The organism is Paraburkholderia fungorum (genome assembly GCF_046027215.1).
In the GTDB taxonomy this organism is placed as follows: Bacteria; Pseudomonadota; Gammaproteobacteria; order Burkholderiales; family Burkholderiaceae; genus Paraburkholderia; species Paraburkholderia fungorum_D.
Genome location: NZ_JAQQEN010000002.1, coordinates 271,384 through 289,774 on the forward strand (window position 1 = coordinate 271,384; position 18,391 = coordinate 289,774).

The 18,391-nt window shown below is 62.2% G+C and carries 20 protein-coding genes; 13 read left to right on the forward strand and 7 right to left on the reverse strand.

The features are described from left to right. Nucleotides 1-11 precede the first annotated feature (11 nt). From PQR27_RS21895 to PQR27_RS21930, 8 genes are all read left to right on the forward strand, one after another. The gene (locus PQR27_RS21895; protein ID WP_408525749.1) at nt 12-1,631 is read left to right on the forward strand and encodes an efflux transporter outer membrane subunit; all 1,620 of its coding nucleotides are present in this window, start codon (nt 12-14) and stop codon (nt 1,629-1,631) included. Between the two features lie 460 nt (nt 1,632-2,091). Next, nucleotides 2,092-2,931 (forward strand): MetQ/NlpA family ABC transporter substrate-binding protein, encoded by an 840-nt coding sequence (locus PQR27_RS21900; RefSeq protein WP_408525750.1) that lies wholly within the window; start codon nt 2,092-2,094, stop codon nt 2,929-2,931. Between the two features lie 28 nt (nt 2,932-2,959). Further along, complete coding sequence (locus tag PQR27_RS21905; protein WP_408525751.1) at nt 2,960-4,363, forward strand: LLM class flavin-dependent oxidoreductase; 1,404 nt, start codon at nt 2,960-2,962, stop codon at nt 4,361-4,363. Nucleotides 4,364-4,377: 14 nt separating this feature from the next. After that, nucleotides 4,378-5,535 (forward strand): methionine ABC transporter ATP-binding protein, encoded by a 1,158-nt coding sequence (locus tag PQR27_RS21910; protein ID WP_408525752.1) that lies wholly within the window; start codon nt 4,378-4,380, stop codon nt 5,533-5,535. Further along, on the forward strand, nt 5,528-6,184 hold the full coding sequence (locus PQR27_RS21915; protein WP_408525753.1) for a methionine ABC transporter permease: 657 nt from the start codon (nt 5,528-5,530) through the stop codon (nt 6,182-6,184). Before PQR27_RS21910 ends, PQR27_RS21915 begins: the two co-directional genes overlap by 8 nt. A 26-nt stretch (nt 6,185-6,210) precedes the next feature. Further along, nucleotides 6,211-7,053, forward strand: a complete 843-nt coding sequence (locus PQR27_RS21920; protein ID WP_408525754.1) for a hypothetical protein — start codon at nt 6,211-6,213, stop codon at nt 7,051-7,053. After that, complete coding sequence (locus PQR27_RS21925) at nt 7,050-8,261, forward strand: acyl-CoA dehydrogenase family protein (protein WP_408525755.1); 1,212 nt, start codon at nt 7,050-7,052, stop codon at nt 8,259-8,261. Before PQR27_RS21920 ends, PQR27_RS21925 begins: the two co-directional genes overlap by 4 nt. 60 nt (nt 8,262-8,321) lie before the next feature. After that, a complete protein-coding gene (locus PQR27_RS21930; RefSeq protein WP_408525756.1) occupies nt 8,322-9,650 on the forward strand; it encodes an Nramp family divalent metal transporter in 1,329 nt (442 codons plus the stop codon). Nucleotides 9,651-9,771: 121 nt separating this feature from the next. Here PQR27_RS21930 and flhC read toward each other — a convergent pair whose 3' ends face one another. The 5 genes from flhC to PQR27_RS21955 form a co-directional block, all read right to left on the reverse strand. Continuing rightward, nucleotides 9,772-10,350 carry a flagellar transcriptional regulator FlhC gene (gene flhC / locus PQR27_RS21935; protein ID WP_408525757.1) on the reverse strand — a complete coding sequence of 193 codons (579 nt, stop codon included), beginning with the start codon at nt 10,348-10,350 and terminating at the stop codon, nt 9,772-9,774. Nucleotides 10,351-10,364: 14 nt separating this feature from the next. Continuing rightward, nucleotides 10,365-10,685: a flagellar transcriptional regulator FlhD gene (flhD, locus tag PQR27_RS21940; protein ID WP_028194930.1), complete on the reverse strand. Its 321-nt coding sequence runs from the start codon at nt 10,683-10,685 to the stop codon at nt 10,365-10,367. A 696-nt stretch (nt 10,686-11,381) separates the two neighbouring features. Beyond that, complete coding sequence (locus PQR27_RS21945) at nt 11,382-12,260, reverse strand: helix-turn-helix domain-containing protein (RefSeq protein ID WP_408525758.1); 879 nt, start codon at nt 12,258-12,260, stop codon at nt 11,382-11,384. A 114-nt stretch (nt 12,261-12,374) separates the two neighbouring features. Further along, nucleotides 12,375-12,677 (reverse strand): addiction module antidote protein, encoded by a 303-nt coding sequence (locus PQR27_RS21950; protein ID WP_408525759.1) that lies wholly within the window; start codon nt 12,675-12,677, stop codon nt 12,375-12,377. Further along, entirely contained in the window at nt 12,674-12,979 is a 306-nt protein-coding gene (locus tag PQR27_RS21955) for a type II toxin-antitoxin system RelE/ParE family toxin (RefSeq protein ID WP_408525760.1), read from the reverse strand. Before PQR27_RS21955 ends, PQR27_RS21950 begins: the two co-directional genes overlap by 4 nt. A gap of 362 nt (nt 12,980-13,341) precedes the next feature. On the opposite strand from PQR27_RS21955, the gene PQR27_RS21960 reads away from it, so the two are divergent. The 5 genes from PQR27_RS21960 (at nt 13,342) to PQR27_RS21980 (ending at nt 15,494) form a co-directional block, all read left to right on the forward strand. After that, nucleotides 13,342-13,710 (forward strand): nuclear transport factor 2 family protein, encoded by a 369-nt coding sequence (locus PQR27_RS21960; RefSeq protein WP_408525761.1) that lies wholly within the window; start codon nt 13,342-13,344, stop codon nt 13,708-13,710. 39 nt (nt 13,711-13,749) lie between these two features. Next, nucleotides 13,750-14,007 carry a hypothetical protein gene (locus tag PQR27_RS21965; protein ID WP_408525762.1) on the forward strand — a complete coding sequence of 86 codons (258 nt, stop codon included), beginning with the start codon at nt 13,750-13,752 and terminating at the stop codon, nt 14,005-14,007. Between the two features lie 140 nt (nt 14,008-14,147). After that, nucleotides 14,148-14,612 (forward strand): RbsD/FucU family protein, encoded by a 465-nt coding sequence (locus PQR27_RS21970; RefSeq protein ID WP_408525763.1) that lies wholly within the window; start codon nt 14,148-14,150, stop codon nt 14,610-14,612. Between the two features lie 122 nt (nt 14,613-14,734). Continuing rightward, nucleotides 14,735-15,166, forward strand: coding sequence for a DoxX family protein (locus PQR27_RS21975; RefSeq protein WP_408525764.1), 432 nt, complete (start codon nt 14,735-14,737; stop codon nt 15,164-15,166). Between the two features lie 55 nt (nt 15,167-15,221). Continuing rightward, nucleotides 15,222-15,494, forward strand: coding sequence for a hypothetical protein (locus tag PQR27_RS21980; protein ID WP_408525765.1), 273 nt, complete (start codon nt 15,222-15,224; stop codon nt 15,492-15,494). Nucleotides 15,495-15,627: 133 nt separating this feature from the next. On the opposite strand, the gene PQR27_RS21985 is transcribed toward PQR27_RS21980, so the two are convergent. Together PQR27_RS21985 and PQR27_RS21990 are read right to left on the reverse strand one after the other, a co-directional pair. After that, the gene (locus PQR27_RS21985) at nt 15,628-17,115 is read right to left on the reverse strand and encodes an MFS transporter (RefSeq protein ID WP_408525766.1); all 1,488 of its coding nucleotides are present in this window, start codon (nt 17,113-17,115) and stop codon (nt 15,628-15,630) included. Nucleotides 17,116-17,313: 198 nt separating this feature from the next. Then, on the reverse strand, nt 17,314-18,366 hold the full coding sequence (locus PQR27_RS21990; RefSeq protein WP_408525767.1) for a fimbrial protein: 1,053 nt from the start codon (nt 18,364-18,366) through the stop codon (nt 17,314-17,316). Nucleotides 18,367-18,391: the final 25 nt, after the last annotated feature.

Below are 18,391 nucleotides of genomic sequence, written 5' to 3' on the forward strand. Positions count from 1 at the left end.
AGAAAACAATAATGAAACGGATTGAATCTTTGAGCGGGTGGGGCCGGGCGGCTGCCAGCGGTTTGCTGGTCGCGTTGCTCGCCGCCTGCTCCGTGGAGCCTACGTACAAGCGGGCGGAGGTGGATACGCCGGTCGCGTTCAAGGAAGCGCCGACGGCTGCAACAGCGTCGGCAGCGTCGGCGGCTTCGGCGGCTTCGGCAGCTTCGGGTGTATCGGCGCAGGACAACGGCACGTGGAAGCAGGCGGAACCCGCCGACGACGCGCATCGTGGCGAGTGGTGGACGGTTTTCGGCGATCCGAAGCTCAATGCGCTCGAGGAACAGGCGGCCGCCGCGAATCAGGACCTGAAAGCGGCTGCCGCGCGCGTCCAGCAGGCGCGTGCCGTGACGCAGGCGGCGAAGTCGGACTGGTTCCCGAAGTTCGATGCGGGCTTCGGCCCGACGCGCGAACGGGCCTCGGCGGCATCGCAATTGCAGCCGGATAGCGCGGGCGGTACGACGGGCACGATCTGGCGCGCTCAGGTTGGGGCGTCGTACGAAACCGATCTGTTCGGGCGAGTCGGCTCGAACGTGAACGCGTCGCGCGCCGACGAACAGCAGAGCGAAGCATTGTTCCGCTCGGTTCAACTGTCGCTGCAGGCCGATGTCGCACAGAACTACTTCCAGCTGCGCGAGCTCGATACCGATCAGGATCTGTACCGCCGCACCGTCGCGTTGCGCGAGGACACGCTGCAACTGGTCGAGCGGCGCTTCAAGGAAGGCGATATCGGCGAGCTGGATGTGTCGCGGGCCCGCAACGAACTGGCGAGCGCGCGTGCCGATGCCGTGGGCGTGGCGCGTCAACGCGCGGCATCCGAGCATGGTCTCGCGATTCTGCTCGGCAAGCCGCCGGCGGATTTTTCATTCGCGGAAGCGCCGCTCGGCCCGATGACGGTGCGTGTGCCGCCGGGTTTGCCTTCGGCGCTGCTCGAACGCCGGCCGGATATTTCGGCGGCGGAACGGGCGATGGCCGCGGCAAACGCGCGCGTCGGGCTGGCGAAGTCGGCGTTCTTTCCGAAGCTCGATATCACCGGCGCATTCGGTTATGAATCGGCGACGCTGGGCGACCTGTTCATGTGGTCGAGTCGTGCATTCCTTCTGGGTCCGCTGGCCGGTACGGCTTTGACGGTGCCTTTGTTTGACGGCGGCCGCCGCAAGGCGAACCTCGCGCAGGCGCGTTCGAAATATGACGAGGACGTTGCGCAGTATCGTCAGCAGGTGTTGGTGGCGTTCCGCGAGGTCGAGGACAACCTGGCCGATCTGCGTTTGCTGGATGACCAGATGCGCGAGCAGAACGACGCGGTCGTGGCCTCGCAACGCGCGGCGCATCTGTCGCGCACGCAGTACACGGAAGGCGCGGTCAGCTATCTGGATGTGATCGACGGTGAGCGGCAGGTGCTGATTTCGCAGTTGCAGGCGAGCCATTTGTCCGGCACCCAGGCGGTGGCGACGGTCAATCTGATTCGCGCGCTGGGCGGCGGCTGGGGCGATGTGAAGCCTGCTGGGGATGCGGCGGTGGGAGCGGTTGCGCCGGCTGCCGCACCGGGGACCGCTGCGGTGTCTGCGTCGACGGAGCAGGTGGCGAAGCGGTAGAACCTGCTGGTTGCTAACTTGACCTTGAATAAAAACGCCGGATTGCGCGAAAGCGTAATCCGGCGTTTTTTATTGGCCGGTCGGTGCCGGCGCCGTGAAGTTGGACGGCAGACCGTCTGTGCGGACGTGATGCCATTGCTGTAGATTGGTGCCGGCGCGCAAGGCGCCCCCCCAAATCATTTTTCCCGCTTTCCTTCCGAAAATCCCTTCGTAGACCGCTGGTTTTCAGGCCTCTATCATGATTCGCACCTCATCTGGAGAGAGGCGATGACCTGTCCGACCTACCGCTACCGCTACCGCTGTCCGCGCTGAACCGATAGCGCAATCCATGACCGCCGCGCGCCGGCTGAACCGCGCGCCGCAGATTTCCGTCGTCCGATCGATTCCGGCGCGCCCGTAGGCATGCCGTTGGATCCGCTCGCCTCGAAACACACCACGCCTAAAATCTAACGAGCTCATCATGCGTATTTCTCTGTCCACCGTGTGGCGCTTTTTCCGCGTGCCCACCCTCACTTTCATCAGCGCCCTGAGTCTCGTATTCGCGTTGCCGGCCTCGTCGGCATTCGCGGCCGACACACCCACGCTGAAGATCGGCACCGCCACCAGTCCGCAAATCGAGGCGCTCAAGGTTGCCGTGCGCGAAGCGAAGGAGCAGGGGCTCGATGTGAAGATCATCGAGTTCACCGACTGGAACACGCCGAACGCGGCGCTCGCCAACAAGGATATCGACGTCAACTACTTCCAGCACATTCCGTTTCTCGAGAATGCGAAGAAGCAGGGTGGCTATAACTTCGTCGCCATCGCACCGGGCACGATCATGAAGATCGGCCTGTACTCGAAGAAGATCAAGCGCTTCGACGAACTGAAGGACGGCGCCACCGTCGCGATCGCCAACGACCCGGTCAATGGCGGCCGTGGCCTGTTGCTGCTGCAACGCGCCGGCCTCATCAAACTGACGCCGGGCATCGACTATCGCGCCACCACGCTCGACATCGTCGACAACCCGAAGCACCTGAAAATCGTCCAGCTGGAGGCCTCGCAGCTGGCCCGCTCGCTCGACGACGTCGATCTGGCGCAAGGCTATCCGAGCTTCATCAAGCTCGCGGGCACGACAGATCCGAACAGCGCGCTGCTGTTCGACGGTCTGGAGAACAAGAACTACGCGATCCAGTGGGTTGTGCGGCCGGAAAGCGCGAATGATCCGCGCATCCGCAAATTCATCTCGATCTATCAGCATTCGCCGGCCGTGCGCGCCGCGCTCGACAAAGCCTTCGGCAATCTGTACGCCGTGGCCTGGTGAGCAGACTAACGGAACCGGGAGCCGCACCATGGCGAAGAAAAAAATCCTGCTGAACGCGTTCAACATGAATGCGGTCGGTCACATCAATCACGGTTTATGGACCCATCCGCGCGACCGTTCCGCGCATTACACGGACCTCGACTACTGGACGAGCCTCGCGCAAACCCTCGAGCGCGGCAAGTTCGATGGAATTTTTCTCGCGGATATCGTCGGCGTATATGACGTGTATCAGGGCGGCCCCGATACGCCGCTGCGCGAAGCCGTGCAGATTCCCATCAACGATCCGGCCTTGATCGTGCCGGCCATGGCGCATGTGACAAGGCACATCGGCTTCGGCGTGACGTCGAATCTCACTTACGAGCCGCCGTATCTGTTCGCGCGCCGCATGTCGACGCTCGATCATCTGACCAAAGGTCGCGTGGGCTGGAACATCGTCACCGGCTATCTGGATAGTGCGGCGCGCGGCATGGGTCTCGCGCAACAGATCAGTCACGACGACCGCTATGACCGCGCCGACGATTACATGGGCGTGGTCTACAAGCTTTGGGAGCAAAGCTGGGAAGACGACGCGGTGGTGCGTGACCGCGCGTCGCGCATTTTCTCGCATCCGGACAAGGTGCATCGCGTGAAGCACGACGGCCCGTACTACTCGATCGATGCGATTCATCTGAGCGAGCCGTCGCCGCAACGCACGCCGGTTCTGTATCAGGCGGGTTCGTCGAGCCGTGGCGTCGATTTCGCTGCACGTCACGCGGAATGCGTGTTTGTGGGCGGGCAGAACAAACAGTTGACGCGTTCCATTGTCGACGACATTCGCGCGCGGGCGGTGCGCTTCGGCCGCGCGCCGGACGATATCAGGATTTTTGCGGGCATCACCGTCGTAGTCGGCGAAACAGAACGCGCGGCGCAGGAGAAATTCGACGAGTACCGGCGTTACGCGAGCGCGGAGGGCGGCATCGCGCACTTCTCCAGTTCGACGGGAATCGATTTCTCGCAATACGAGCTGGACGAGCCGATCTCCTATGTGAAGACCGAGTCGATGCAGTCGGCAGTCGACGCGATTTCGAAGAAGAGTGTGAGCGGCGTGTGGACCAAACGCAAAGTGCTCGAACAGATGACGCTCGGTGGCCGTGCAAAACCCGTGGTCGGCTCGCCGCAACAGATCGCGGATGAACTGGTGTCGTGGATCGAGGAAGCCGGTGTCGATGGCTTCAATCTGACGCGCACGGTGATGCCCGAATCGTTCGAAGACTTTGTGGATCTGGTGGTGCCGGAATTGCAGAATCGCGGCGTCTATAAGGAGGACTACGATCCCGCGCCGACCCTGCGCGAAAAGCTGTTTGGCGGTGGCCGCGCGCGACTGCCCGACACACACACCGGCGCGCAGTACCGGCATGCGCGATCGAGCGCGCGCGTCACTGTGGAAGCGTGAAAGGAGCGACACACATGACCAATCTTTTCGACGTGCCGCAATTCATTGAAGACGCGCCGTCCCTTGCGTCAAATCGCGTATCAGACGAAGCGCAGCAAGCCGCCGTCGTGTTCGACGACGTGGGCAAGACTTTTGCCAACTCGCGTGGCGAGTCGACCGCGGCACTAGCGAACGTCGCATTGAATGTGGCGCGCGGCGAGGTGTTTGGCATCATCGGCCGCAGCGGCGCGGGCAAATCGACGCTGCTGCGGCTCATCAACGGCCTGGAGAAGCCGAGCACCGGCAGCGTGCGAGTGAATGGCGTGAGTGTCGGCGAACTCGACGAGCGCGGGCTCGTGACGTTGCGACGGCGGATCGGCATGGTGTTCCAGCATTTCAACCTGCTCTCCGCCAAGACGGTGCGCGAGAACATCGCGCTGCCCCTGAAAATTGCCGGTGCGCCGAAAGCGGCGATCGATAAAAAGGTCGACGCGCTGCTCGAACTGGTGGGTCTGTCCGCCAAACGTGACGCCTATCCGGCGAGTTTGTCCGGCGGCCAGAAGCAGCGCGTGGGCATCGCCCGCGCCCTGGTCACTGACCCGGACATTCTGCTCTGCGACGAGGCGACGTCCGCACTCGATCCTGAAACGACGCAAGCCATTCTCGCGTTGCTGCGCGATATCAATCGACGCCTCAATCTGACGATCGTGCTGATCACGCACGAGATGCAGGTGATCCGCGAAGTCTGCGACACAGTAGCGGTGATCGAGCGCGGCGAAGTGGTGGAGACGGGGCCCGTGTGGCGCGTGTTCGGCGCGCCGCAGCACGATGCCACGCGTGCGTTGCTGCGCACGCTCGTGCACGACCTGCCCGCGGATCTGGCCGCGCGCGTCAAACCTGTCCACGACATCGCGCTATCGGACGCACAGATTCTGCTCGACGTACGGTTCACCGGCGTCGATGCACGCGAGCCCGATCTGGGTGGTCTGACGAGTGCGCTAGGCGTCGATGGAGGCCGGGTCAGTTTCGTGCACGGTGGCATCGACCGGATTCAGGGGCATGCGCAAGGGCGTCTGGTGGTGTCGGCACACCTGCGCGCGAATGCGGACAGCACGGTGCAGAAACAGATCGCGACGCTGCTCGAGCGCGCGCGTCACTATGCCAACCATGTGGAGGTGCTCGGCTATGTCTGATCTCTGGCTCTCCGAACTTGCCGACGCGATTCGCGACACGATCGTGATGGTCGGCGTATCCGCGTTCTTCGCGGCGCTGATCGGCATTCCGCTCGCACTGGTATTGGTGACGACCACGCGCGGCGGCATCTTTGAAAAACGTGCACTCAACAGCACGCTCGGTGCGCTCGTCAACGCGTTCCGTTCGACGCCTTTCATCATTCTGCTGGTTGCGTTGTTGCCGCTCACGCGTTTGCTGATCGGCACGACGATTGGTGTCTGGGCCGCCATCGTGCCGCTCAGCATTGCAGCGATTCCTTTTTTTGCCCGCGTGGCCGAAGTCAGCCTGCGCGAAGTGGATCGCGGTTTGATCGAAGCGGCGCAGGCGATGGGTGCGCAACGCCGGCACATCATCTGGCATGTGCTGTTGCCTGAAGCGCTGCCGGGCATTCTTGGTGGCTTCACGATCACCGTGGTGGCGATGATCGGCTCGTCGGCAATGGCGGGCGCGGTCGGCGCGGGTGGTCTGGGCGATCTGGCGATCCGCTACGGCTATCAGCGTTTCGACACCACCGTCATGGTGACGGTGATCGTGTTGTTGATCGTCATCGTGACGGCAGTGCAGTTCATCGGCGATCGCTTTGTGCGGCGGCTGGCACAGCGCGCATGACCACGCCATCTGACGAGAGAAATCAAATGACACAGGTTTTTATCCCCCAGCAATGGGACGCTGTTTTCGAAGAACAACTGTTCCTGCAGGTCGCGCGCAGGCATGTACCGAACTTCCCGGACAAGCTTGCCGGTGCGCCGCGCGAACCGGCCAATGAAGAGGAAGTGAATGCGATCCGCGACTACTACACGCGGATGGCGTCTCACGATCTGTTTATCGTGCAGGTGGTGGCGCGGGCAATCGATACCTTGTTTGCCGACGATCCCCATTTCCAGCTGATTCTCGCGCGTCAACTGGGCGACGACGGCGCGCATGCAGTACTCGCCCGCGAGCGGATCGTCGCGCTGACGGGGCGCGATCCGCTGCCCGAGATTGAGCGGCTGGTGCGCGCGCATTGGGAGCGCCTGGGCGATCTGCCGGTGCGCGATCTCGCCGGCTTCCTCGCGTTCGAATGGCACTATGAATTGCACATCCTCGCGAAGCTGTGGATCCAGCGCAAAACTGGCACGATCGCCGACGGCGCGATGCGTGAGCACGGCGAAAATCGCATCCGTCCGGACGAGGAATGGCACCGTGTCCAGATCATTCATTGGTGGCAGGCACGCCTCGCCGCCACGCACGGCGCGCAGCGCGAAACGCTCATCGCGCAGATCATCGCCGCGGATAACGAAGCGCAGCAGTTGCTGGATGGCTATTTGCATGACGAATACGCGCATACGGCCCACGTATTCGGCGCGGACATCACCGCTTATCAGGCGATCTACGACGACTGGCGTCGCGAAATTCTCGCGCGTCTGATCGGGCGGGAGCCGGTTGCGCTGGGAACGCTCGTGCCGCTCGCCAAACCCCTTCACGTGGAAATGGCATGAACGAACCTCATCGTCCTGGCACGCTCGACGCGCCCGAAACACCGGATTCGTCTGTCGCACCCGCGGTGCGTGATCTCGCCGGATTGCTCGACGCATTGCATGCGAGCGCGGCGCAACGCGATCGTGACGGCGGCCACGCCGCGCAGGAAAAACAGTGGATCGCCGACGCGGGTCTGCTGACGCTTGCCGTACCGGGCGAATTCGGCGGCGCCGGCGCGCGCTGGCCCGACATCTACGAGACGATTCGGGCGATCGCGCGAGTCGACAGTGCACTTGCGCACCTGCTGGGCTTTACGTGCCTGCAGGTGGTCAGCGTGAATGTATGGGGGAATCCGCAACAACGTGCACGCTATCTGAGCGGCACGGTGGAAGGGCGCTGGTGGTGGGGCAACGCGGTCAATCCGCTCGACACGCGACTCGTTGCGAGCGCAACCAGCGACGGTGGCTATCGTCTCGATGGGCAAAAAGGCTTTTGCTCCGGCACGCGCGGCTCGCAGATGATGACCGTGTCCGCCCACGATCAGGCCACCGGCAAACCGGTTTTTGCCGTGGTCCCGACCACGCGCGAAGGGATCACCGTCCACGAAGACTGGAATCCGATTGGCCAGCGGCAAACGGATAGCGGCAGCGTGTCGTTCGCGCAGGTCAGGATCGAGCCGCACGAAGTGCTCGAACGTGCCGACACGCCCTACGCGAGTCTACGCACGCTGATCTCGCAGCAGGTGCTCACCAATCTGTTTGTCGGTATTGCGCAGGGCGCGCTCGAAGAAGCACGCGCGTATGTCACGCAGCACGGCAGGCCGTGGATCAGTTCCGGCGTCGAGCGCGCGACCGACGATCCCTACCTGATCCAGCGCTTCGGCGAGATGCATCTGCAAGCGGTGAGCGGGGAGGCGCTGGCAACGCGCGCAGCCTATGCGCTCGAAGACGCGTGGCAGCAGGGCCCGGCACTCACGGCCGAAGCTCGTGCCCATGTCGCGCTCGCCACCTCGGAGGCGAAAATCGTCGCGCACCGCGCCGCGCTCGACGTCAGCGAAAAGCTGTTCGATGCCTGCGGCGCCCGCGCCACGCACGCACCGCTCGCGCTCGACCGCTTCTGGCGCAACGCCCGCGTGCACACCTTGCACGATCCGCTCGACTATCGCGTGCGCGATGTCGGCCGTTACGCACTGAGCGGGACATTGCCGGAAGTTTCTTTGTACACTTGAGGCGGTTCGCGGCGGCCTTCACGGCGCGCCGCGGTTTCAACCCTTCAAGAGGCCACCGGTTTGCAGTTCAAACTACCGACCACCGCAACCGCGCCGTTTTGCCCGTCCGAAGTGCAGGGCACGGTCGACTTCTCGCAAGGCGCTCCGTTCTGGAAAAAGATCCTGCAATTCGCAGGACCCGGTCTGCTGATTTCGATCGGCTATATGGACCCCGGCAACTGGGCCACCGACATCGAAGCCGGTTCGCGTTACGGCTACAGCCTGTTGTTCGTCGTCGTGCTGTCGAGTCTTGCGGCAATGGCGCTGCAGTGCCTGAGCATGCGCCTCGGTATCGCCACCGGGCAGGACCTCGCGCAATTGTCGCGCATGCGCTATTCGCCGGCGGTCGCGCGCTTCCAGTGGCTGCTCGCGGAGCTGTCGATCATTGCCTGCGATCTCGCCGAGGTGCTCGGCGGCGCGCTTGCCTTCCATCTGCTTTTCAAATGCTCGCTGACCACGGGCGTCTTGCTCACCGCGTTCGACACGCTGATCGTGCTGGGTCTGAAGGGCAAGAATTTTCGCGATCTCGAGGCGATCATGCTCGGGCTGATCACCACCATCGGCGTCGGTTACATCATCGAACTGGCGCTGGTGCAACCGCATTGGCCGTCCGTCGCGCAAGGGCTGATCCCGTCGTGGCAGGCCCTCAGCAGCCGCGAGCCGATGTATCTGGCGATCGGCATACTCGGCGCGACCGTGATGCCGCACAACCTCTACCTTCATTCGTCGATCGTGCAGACACGCGCGGTGAAGCGCGATCCGGCCAGCATCCGCTCGGCGATCGGCATATCGCGGCTCGATACGATCGTGTCGCTGGTGCTCGCGCTACTGATCAACATGGCGATCCTGATTCTCGCGGGCGCCGCGTTCCACGCCACCGGCCACAACCAGGTCACCGAAATCGAAGATGCGTACAAGCTGCTCGCGCCCATTGTCGGAACGGGTTTCGCGGCGGTGCTGTTCGCGATCACGCTGCTTGCCTCGGGACAAAGTTCGACCTTTACCGGCACGGTGGCCGGGCAGGTCATCATGGAGGGTTTTCTGAAGCTGAAAATCCCGTGCTGGCAGCGGCGTTTCATCACGCGGGCGCTCGCGCTGATCCCGGCGCTGATCGGCGTGCAGATGATGGGCAATGGCGCGGTTGGCAAACTGCTGGTCGCAAGCCAGGTCGTGCTGAGCCTGCAACTGCCGTTTGCGCTTTATCCGCTGATCCGCATGACGAGCGATCGTTCGTTGATGGGCGAATTCGCCAACACGCTGCCGACGCGGCTCCTCGTATGGTCGCTGTTCGTCGTGATCAGCGCGGCGAACCTGTGGCTGGTGGTGCAGACGGTGGGGCTGGTGGACTGACCGAGTTTTGAAGTCAGGTTTCATCGCCACGGTGAAATAAAAAAGGTCCGCGATGGCGGACCTTTATTGTGACGCTTCGGTTCGAGTCAGGCCGGACCAGCCTGCATCGATTCAATTCAACTCAAGCGGCCTGCGCGACCTGTGATGCTTCCAATGCGTTGAGTGCTTCCTGGCGGGCCGCGGCAGCTTTCTTCGTCTTGCCTGCGCGTGATGGCGGCTGGCAGGCGCCGCACACCACGTTATGCTGCAGATCGTGCCGGTGGGCCACGAACTTGCCGGTGCAGCGGCAGCATTTGGTCAGCTGCAAAATGTCGGCGTCGAAGAAACGGACCAATGTCCACGCACGCGTCAAATCGAGCACTGGTTCGGTTTCGCTGTGCTGGCAATGTTCCAGATACAGCCGATACCCCTTGGTCAGCGCATCCAGATGCGAGCAGCGCGCTTCGTTCTTCAGGAACAGGTACGTGTTGTAGAACAATGACGCGTGGATGTTCGCCAGCCACGTCATATACCAGTCCGCCGAAAACGGCAGCATGCCCTTGGGCGGCGATACGCCCTTGACCTCGCGGTACAGGCGAATCATGCGATCGCGCGACAGCGTCAATTCGCTTTCGAGCACCTGCATGCGCGCGCCGAGTTCAATCAGCGCGATGGCACGGAACACTTCTTGTGCGTCTTCCGTCAGGCTACGCTTGAGCATCGCAGTCACCTCGATTAAGCAAACTGCTCGGCAGGCTGGCCTGCAAGCAGGATCGCCGCATGAGTCGGTGCAACTGCGGCGTGCTTCGTCGTTTGCGTCAACGCCGACAGCATTGAGTGGTCGTTGAAGCGGAAGAAGCACAGAAGCTGATCGGAAGCGGCCAGCTTGACGATCTGCGCGAGCGACAGCCCGGCAAGCAAATCAGCCAGTTCCGACGACAGTCCCAGTCGGAACATGCCGACCGGCTTGTCCTCACGCAACATACGTTGCGCGAGCATGATGTAAGACAAGTTGATCTCGCGGATTGAATCCAGCGTCTCGCTGCTACGGTCCATTTTTTGTGTTTCCGAAGCCCCGAATTACTATGTCGGCTTTTTTCGCCGTTATGTCTTTTTTGCCTCACCGGAAACGATGACCTCCGGCTACATGTCACCACCTGATACAGATCGCGACTTCTTGATACATCGCGTTACATTTCGTAACAGCTTGGGTCGAATTGTATGAAGGGTAAAACAAGAAATCAATCCCTTCTCAAAAAAATATCCCGAAAAGATACATCTAATTTCGGTAACTATTTCACGGCGCTGTAATAGGTCACGCGCAGCAGATTTTTTGCCCCTGGAAGTTTTTGTCTGATCCATGAAAACCCTTGTATGACGGGCAGCTGGTCGAATCGTCTGAACAAACAAAGGTTGGCGGAGCCGGGTCGGAAAATCGTACGTGAATCAGAAAGGAAATAGAAAGCGCGAGCAATATAGCGTAATAAATACCGCTAAATGTTACCGCTTTGGGGACCCATCAGAGGTGTAACAGGTTGCTGCGGCCCCGGTTACAAACGAGGCCGCATTTGTAACTTCCAGGAGCCGGTTGAGCGAATCCGTTCGACTTCCAGGCCAAACGCGGGCCGCAGACGAGTGCGCGGCATGTTGCCGGCCGAGGCGTGCAAGTTGACTGACAAGCGGGGAAAGTCGACGGGCACCCGGAAGCCGCCGGTCCCGCGTTCGAACCTGCCCAGCCCTCGCTGTATCCAGCTAGCGCCTTGTTGCGTCGGCGGCCTGTGCCTCGGTGCGTTGAGTTTCGGCGAATTCGCGCAATGCTGCCGCGGTCTGCTGGTCGGCGGGGAAGAATGCCTCGATGGCCAGCTCTGAAAGCGTGACGTCTACCGGCGTGCCAAACACCGTGGTGGTGCTGAAGAAGGAGAGCACGCCAATCGGTGTGCGCAGCCGCAACGGCACGGCGATCTGGCTGATCGCGGCGTCGTCATGGTCGGCCATGGCTGCGCCGGGCGGCGCGGGATAGGCGGCCAACTCGTCGCGCAGCGCGCTCAGTGTGTCGTCGCCGCTCACCTCGATCTGGCGCTGCAATCGGGCCAGCACGTGCGCGCGCCACGGATGCCAGTTGACGATCGATGCCGAGATGCCTTCCGGATGCAAGCTTAGACGCAGTGCATTCACAGGCGGCTTGAGCAACTCAGGGCTGGCACCGGCCAGCAGCGGCGCGAGCGCGTTGTTCGCCGCAACGATGGTCCAGTGGCGGTCAATAGCGAGCGCGGGATACGGCTCGTGGCCCTTGAGCACGAGATCGACGGCCTCACGTGCGGCGGCGAGCTGAGGGTCTGTCAGCGGACGCTCGCGGAACAGCGGTGCATAACCTGCCGCGATCAACAACGCATTGCGGGCGCGCAGCGGCACGTCGAGCCGCTCAGCAAGATGCATCACCATTTCCCGGCTGGGCACCGCGCGGCCAGATTCGACGAAGCTCAGATGCCGCGTTGAAATGTCGGCCTCAGCGGCAAGCAGCAATTGGCTCATTCTTCGCCGTTGCCGCCATTCGCGTAACAGATCGCCGACAGTGCGGCTGGCCGTCGGCGCGTTCGACGGAACGGTTTGCGCGAGAGAAAGTGTGTTCATGCTGCCGATGATAATCAAAGCGCGCTGGCGATCCATTACCTGACAGGTAAAGGAGTACCCGGCGGGCCCAAGGTGAGGATTGCGGCGGGAAAGCGGCAAAGCGGCAAGCGCGAGTCAGGCGGGCGCCACAGCTTCCGGCACCGCGTTGAGCTTGACGCCGAGTGCGCGCAGCAGTTTGAACACGGTATCCATGCGCGGTTTGGAGCCGGGGGCGAGCGTCTTGTACAGGCTTTCGCGCCCGAGCCCGGCGTCCGCCGCGACCTTGGCGATGCCGCGCGCTTTGGCGATGTCGGCAATCGCGGCAAGGAGGAGATCGGCGTCGCCTTCTTCCAGGGCGGCGTTGAGATACTCGGCGATCATCTCCTCGCTATCGAGGTACTGCGATGCGTCGAATCGGGCGGTTTTGACCTTGCTCATGACAATTCCTTTCTAAGTGCTGCCCACATTGTTCTGGCGTGCCTGATGTGGGCCGGCTGGGTGGACTTATCCCCACCACAGATCAGCAGATACACCGTGCCCCCTTCACGCGCGAAGTAGACCCGATGGCCTGGACCGCAATCGATGCGCATCTCGGACACGCCGTCTTCCAGCAGCTTCACGTCGCCGAAATGGCCTCGTTCCGCACGCCGAACCCTCACCAGGATCTTTGCCCTCGCCCTGAGGTCGGTGAGACGGGCCAGCCAGCTATCGAATTCCTCGGTGCGGTTCACCGTGTACATGGGAGGTGAACCGATCTGCTGATCAGAGTATCCGTACGGATACGATTTCGCAAGCATAAAAACCATATTGAAAAAGACGGCTCAAGTCCGTGCCCATCGCGTTCGTCACATGCCGCGTGTCCGTACTACGCGGCCCCCACATTGCCTGGAAAAGGTTAGCGGCAGACGCCGCCGGTGACGATTCGGCCGGATGGCCAATCCTGAGCGCGTGTGGACGTCGCATTGCGCGCCAGTGAAGCCGGATGCTTACCTCCCACGTAATCGACGCACCTCGCGCGCGCCGTCAATCTTCACTCCGAGCCCGCCGCAAACAACGTGTCTGCCGAGCGTAGTGCTCAGTCATGCCAACCAAGGAGTCTGTGATGAATGCGCATACCGATCTGATCGACCGTTATTTCGACGCATGGAATGAAACCGACGCGGCCCGCCGTCGCGAGTTGATCGCCGCGACGTGGACCGCCGATGCCGACTATCTCGATCCGCTGCTGGCGGGTGCCGGCCACGACGGCATCGACGCGATGATCCGCGCGGTGCACGAGCGCTTTCCGCATCACACGTTTCGCCGTACCACGGAGGTGGACGGCTACGCGAACCGTCTGCGATTTTCCTGGCAGCTGACGACGCCCGCAGGCGAGGCGATCGTCAAGGGTTCCGACTTCGGTGTGGTCGATCACAACGGCCGCTTGCAGGCGGTGACGGGCTTCCTCGATCAGATGCCCGGCGCTGCATAAACCACCCATCGACAGCCATCCTTTTTCACGGAGACCATCATGCACGAGCCCGCTGCCGCCGCGGCGCCCGCTACCGGCATCGCACTTGCACGCCTGTCGGGCGCCGTCGACGCGATTTCGAGTGAAATCGCCGGTTTCGCATTGCTCGCCGGCGCGCGTGCCTTCACGTTCACGGCGCTGCTGGCCTGGCGCGAGCCGGTGTTGGGCGGCGCGGGCCTCGTGCTGCTCGCGCTGGTTGGATGGCTGCGGTGGAAGTGCCGTGAAGGTGCGCCCCGCAGCGTCGCGTGCAAAGGCTGAGCGGCGCGGCACACCGGCGTCCACCAGTGGCCGCGACGTTGCTTGCTACAATTGATCGCACGCGCTGCGAAGACCTATACGCTGCGAAGACTTGCCGTCCGAACCCGGACGGTGAGCCGATCCGACCTCAAGGAGCCCCCGTGCTGAAGAATCTGGACCCGCTGTTAAATGCCGATGTATTGCACGCGCTACGCTCGATGGGCCATGGCGACGAACTGGTGATCTGCGACGCGAATTTCCCCGCCGATTCCGTCGCGCGTGACACGGTGTTGGGCAAACTGTTGCGCCTCGACGGCGTGAGCGCGCCGCGCGCGATCCGCGCGATCCTGTCGGTAATGCCGCTGGATACATTCATTGTCCGTCCTGCCTCGCGCATGGAAGTGGTGGGCGAACCGAATACGATTCCGGCAGTGCAGCGCGAAGCGCAGATCGAGATCAACGCCGCGGAAGGGCGCGAAGTGCCGTTTGCTTCGATCGAGCGCTTCGATTTCTATGACCGGGCGCGCAAAGCCTATTGCGTGATCGCGACTGGCGAAGAGCGGGGTTACGGTTGCTTTGTGTTCACCAAAGGCGTATTGCTCGCACCGGACGCGCCTCGCTCATAGCGCGCCGTCTGCCCCGCGCCGAACTTGGAAAAGGCGGCCAACGCACATATTCTCAGGTGCAAAGCGGGGAACTGCGGCCGCCTGGCCGGGTCTGCTGCTTATTCATTTACAGGAGCCCCCTCATGACGCGTCCCGTCGATTCCGGCGTTATCCTCGTCGCGCGTATTGCCCTTGCCGTGCTGTTTCTGTGGGGCGGCGTGATGAAATTGCTGGGCTATGCGGGCTTCGTCGGCTACCTGCATTCGAAGGGCGTGCCGTTCTTGCAGGTGGCCGCGCCGGTTGCAACGGCGGTCGAGGCGCTCGGCGGCCTCCTGCTGATCGTCGGTTTCAAGGTCCGTCCGCTCGCGCTTATCATGGCCGTGTACACGGTGGCCACGGCAGTGCTGGGGCACGATTTCTGGAACGTCACCGATCCGGCGTTGCAACGCGACATGGTGATCCATTTCTGGAAGAACATCGGCATTGCCGGTGGCTTCCTTCTGCTGTTCGTGACCGGCGCGGGCCGTATCAGTATCGACGGCGCGCGTGCGCCGCGCGGTGGGCTGAATCGCTGATCATGCGTGCAGGGCGGGTCGTTTCCGATTCTGGCTGTAATCAAGGGAGCACATAATGATTCAAAGTTTTGAGCAAACCATTGGTGGCAAGGTCACGCAGTTGTGCGCGAGTCTCGGCGAGGGGCCCACGCCGCATCGGGTCATCATCAGCCTCGCCGACTCGGCGAAAACGCTGGTGATTCTGGATGCGTCCGGCCTCATCAGCACGATCAAGGCCGAGATCGAGGAACCGGAGAAACTGCTCGCCGACGCGATCACCAAGGCGCAAAACGAAGGACTGATCGAGCGTGCGATTGATACCGGCACGATTCAGGAAGCCTCCCTGTAACGGCTGTAACGCCTGTAGCGGTGATCGAGCGGCCTCATCGGCCGCACGCTCGCCTTATAGCAAACAGCCCCCGTGGTGCTCGCGCATCGCGGGGGCCTGTTTTTTGCGCGAGTCGCCACGCTATCCGAGGCGCTCAGCGCGATTCGCCAGCGCGCGTCGGGCCTGCCTCGCGTGAACTGGAGGCGGACGAGTGCGGTTCAGGATAAACGAGGCAGGCCAGCACGCCACCGAACACCAGCAAGCCCACTGAAATGGCCGTCGCCGCCTGCATGCCCGCGACAATCTGCGTCGCGGCTGCGCCGCTCGCCAGCGCGCCGAAGGCGGCCACACCCACTGCGCCGCCCGCTTGCCGGGCCGTATTCAATACCGCGGATGCGGTACCCGCGCGTTTTGCTTCGACGCACGCGAGCACGGCGGTGGTCATCGCCGGAACCGCGAGGCCCATTCCGGACGGAATCAGCAGGAAGGGCAGCAGCAATCCGAGCAGCGGCGTGCCGGCGTCGACCCGATGCAGCAGGCCGTAGCCGAGCCCCGCGGTGATCGCGCCGGCGATCATCGGCACACGCACGCCGAAGCGGCCAATCATCCAGCCGCTCATCACATTCGAAATCAGGAAACCCCCAGTCAGCGGCAAAAACGCGAGGCCCGCCTGCAACGGCGTATAGCCGCGCACGCGCTGCAAATACAGACTCAGCACGAACACCATGCCGTAGTAGGTCAGATTCACGCAGATGCCGAACAGCACCGCCGCGTTAAAAGTGCGCTTGCTGAACAGGGTGAGCGGCAGCATCGGCGTTGCGACACGCGATTCCACCACGATAAACGCAACGGCGGCGAGCAATGCGAGGACAAAGCCGCCGGCCACCAGCGGATGGCTCAATCCCAACGGCCGCCATTCGATCACCGCTGCGACGAAGGCCGTCAACGCGACGATGGCGAGGCACTGGCCGCCCAGATCGATGCCGCGCGGGCTGACATCTGCGTCGCCGGGTTGTTGAGGGCTGGATTGCGACCCGTTTTGCCCGGCTGCCGGCCGTGGCACCCAGAGCAACGTCGCGAGCAAGCCGGCCGCGCAAATCGGCAGATTGACGAGGAAGATGCTGCGCCAGCCGAATGCCGCGATCAGCAAACCGCCGGCCACCGGTCCAGCCGCGATCGCCACCGCGCCCGCGGCGGTCCACAGGCCGACCGCGCGCGCCCGGAGCTTTGGATCCTGTCCGAACGACTGATTGAGCAGCGCGAGCGAGTTCGGTAACATCGCGGCCGCGCCAATCCCCTGTACCGCGCGCGCCGCGACCAGCATGGTGGCGTCGAGCGCCAGTCCGCAGGCGAGCGACGCCAGCGCGAACAGTACGATGCCGGCTGCATACATGCGCCGTGTGCCGAGACGGTCGCCGAGCGCGCCGGCTGACAGCATCAGGACGGCAAATGCAAGCGTGTACGCATCGACGACCCATTGCAGGCCCGCGACATTCGCATGCAGGTCCGCGCCGATCTTCGGCAGCGCGATGTTGACAATGGTCACGTCGAGTTGCGTGACGACGAAGCCCACGCTAACGGTCGCGAGAATGCGCCCGAGAGCGGGCGTAAGGGAGGCGTTTTGAGTGTTCATGCGATACATCGTACGGCCGATGCATCAGCCGACGTTACGGCATGGCGTGAAATGTCGATGTATAGCGGGTTAGCAGGATGCGTGCCTGAGGACAGGCGCGAGGCCTCATGGCCTATCCGTCGAAGCTACGCCGGGCGTCAAGTGCGCCCGAATCTGGATCGGCTTCGCGGTTGCCGCCCGAACGCGGTCAACCTGCAAAGGATTGCTTTACTGATAGTTGAGCGTGAACGTAGCGAGGGCGTTGACGCTTCCCGCACTTACCGTTCCCGTTTTGATGTAGCGAACCGACAATGGGACGTTGATCTCGGCACCCGACGAAGTGCCGATGTCAAAGCTCCCCGGGTTGTTTTGCACCGCTGAGTCTGCCCCGAACTGGATCGGTGTGCCATTGTTCAGAATCTGCAATTGCAAACCGGTTGCCGTGGAACCGGATGACAACGAAAGCTGGTTGGATCTGTTGCTCGGGTTGGTGTTGTCGGTCATCGTCATCCTGACCTTGGTGCCCAGTTGATCACACTTCACGCCGATGTTGAATGCCTTCAGGCCCGCGCTGGGATCCATCCGGTTCAGTTGGCCAACGGTAGTTGTGGGCAGCGGGACGGTGACAGACGGAGTCGTGGTAGTGCAGCTGGAACTGGAGAGGGATGCTGCTGAAATCGCGCCTTGCATCCAGATTGCCCCACTAGTAAGGATACCGTATTCATCACCGCCATCCGTGTAAACGGCTGTCCAATTTATGCCAGAGTTGGGTGACGGATAGACCGATCCGGAGCTCGAAAGCGTGATTGGGCCAGTTTTGATAAGTTGAAGCGTCACCGTCAGATTTCCAGAGAAACTTTTAACGTTAAAACGCTGAGTCCAATCTCCGTTTATCACACCAGACACTTTTACGGTGTATCCAATTCCAGGCGTGTCCGTGGGCTCGATCATATTGGGCACGTAGGCTAGACCTTGGTGTTTACTCGGCACGGATAATCCCACTACTCCACCCGCTGCGTCGCATGAAATAATTGGGCGCCCTATGGTTGACCTCATAGTAGCGAGTACCGCCCCGACGGGCGCGTTACTCGGGATGGTTAATCCGTTAATGGTGCCCGCCGAGAGTTCGCCATAGTTAAGGTTTTTGAAGGTGCAGGCCGCCTCAGCTGGTGACGAAACCAACATCAGCACGCCAAAGCAAAGCGCCGCGATCCCGAAGAGCGTGCGCGATTTCCGCTCTCCGCCGCAGACCACCCCAAAAAAAATAGATGCTAACAACATGGCATATTCCTCAATATTTGATAAC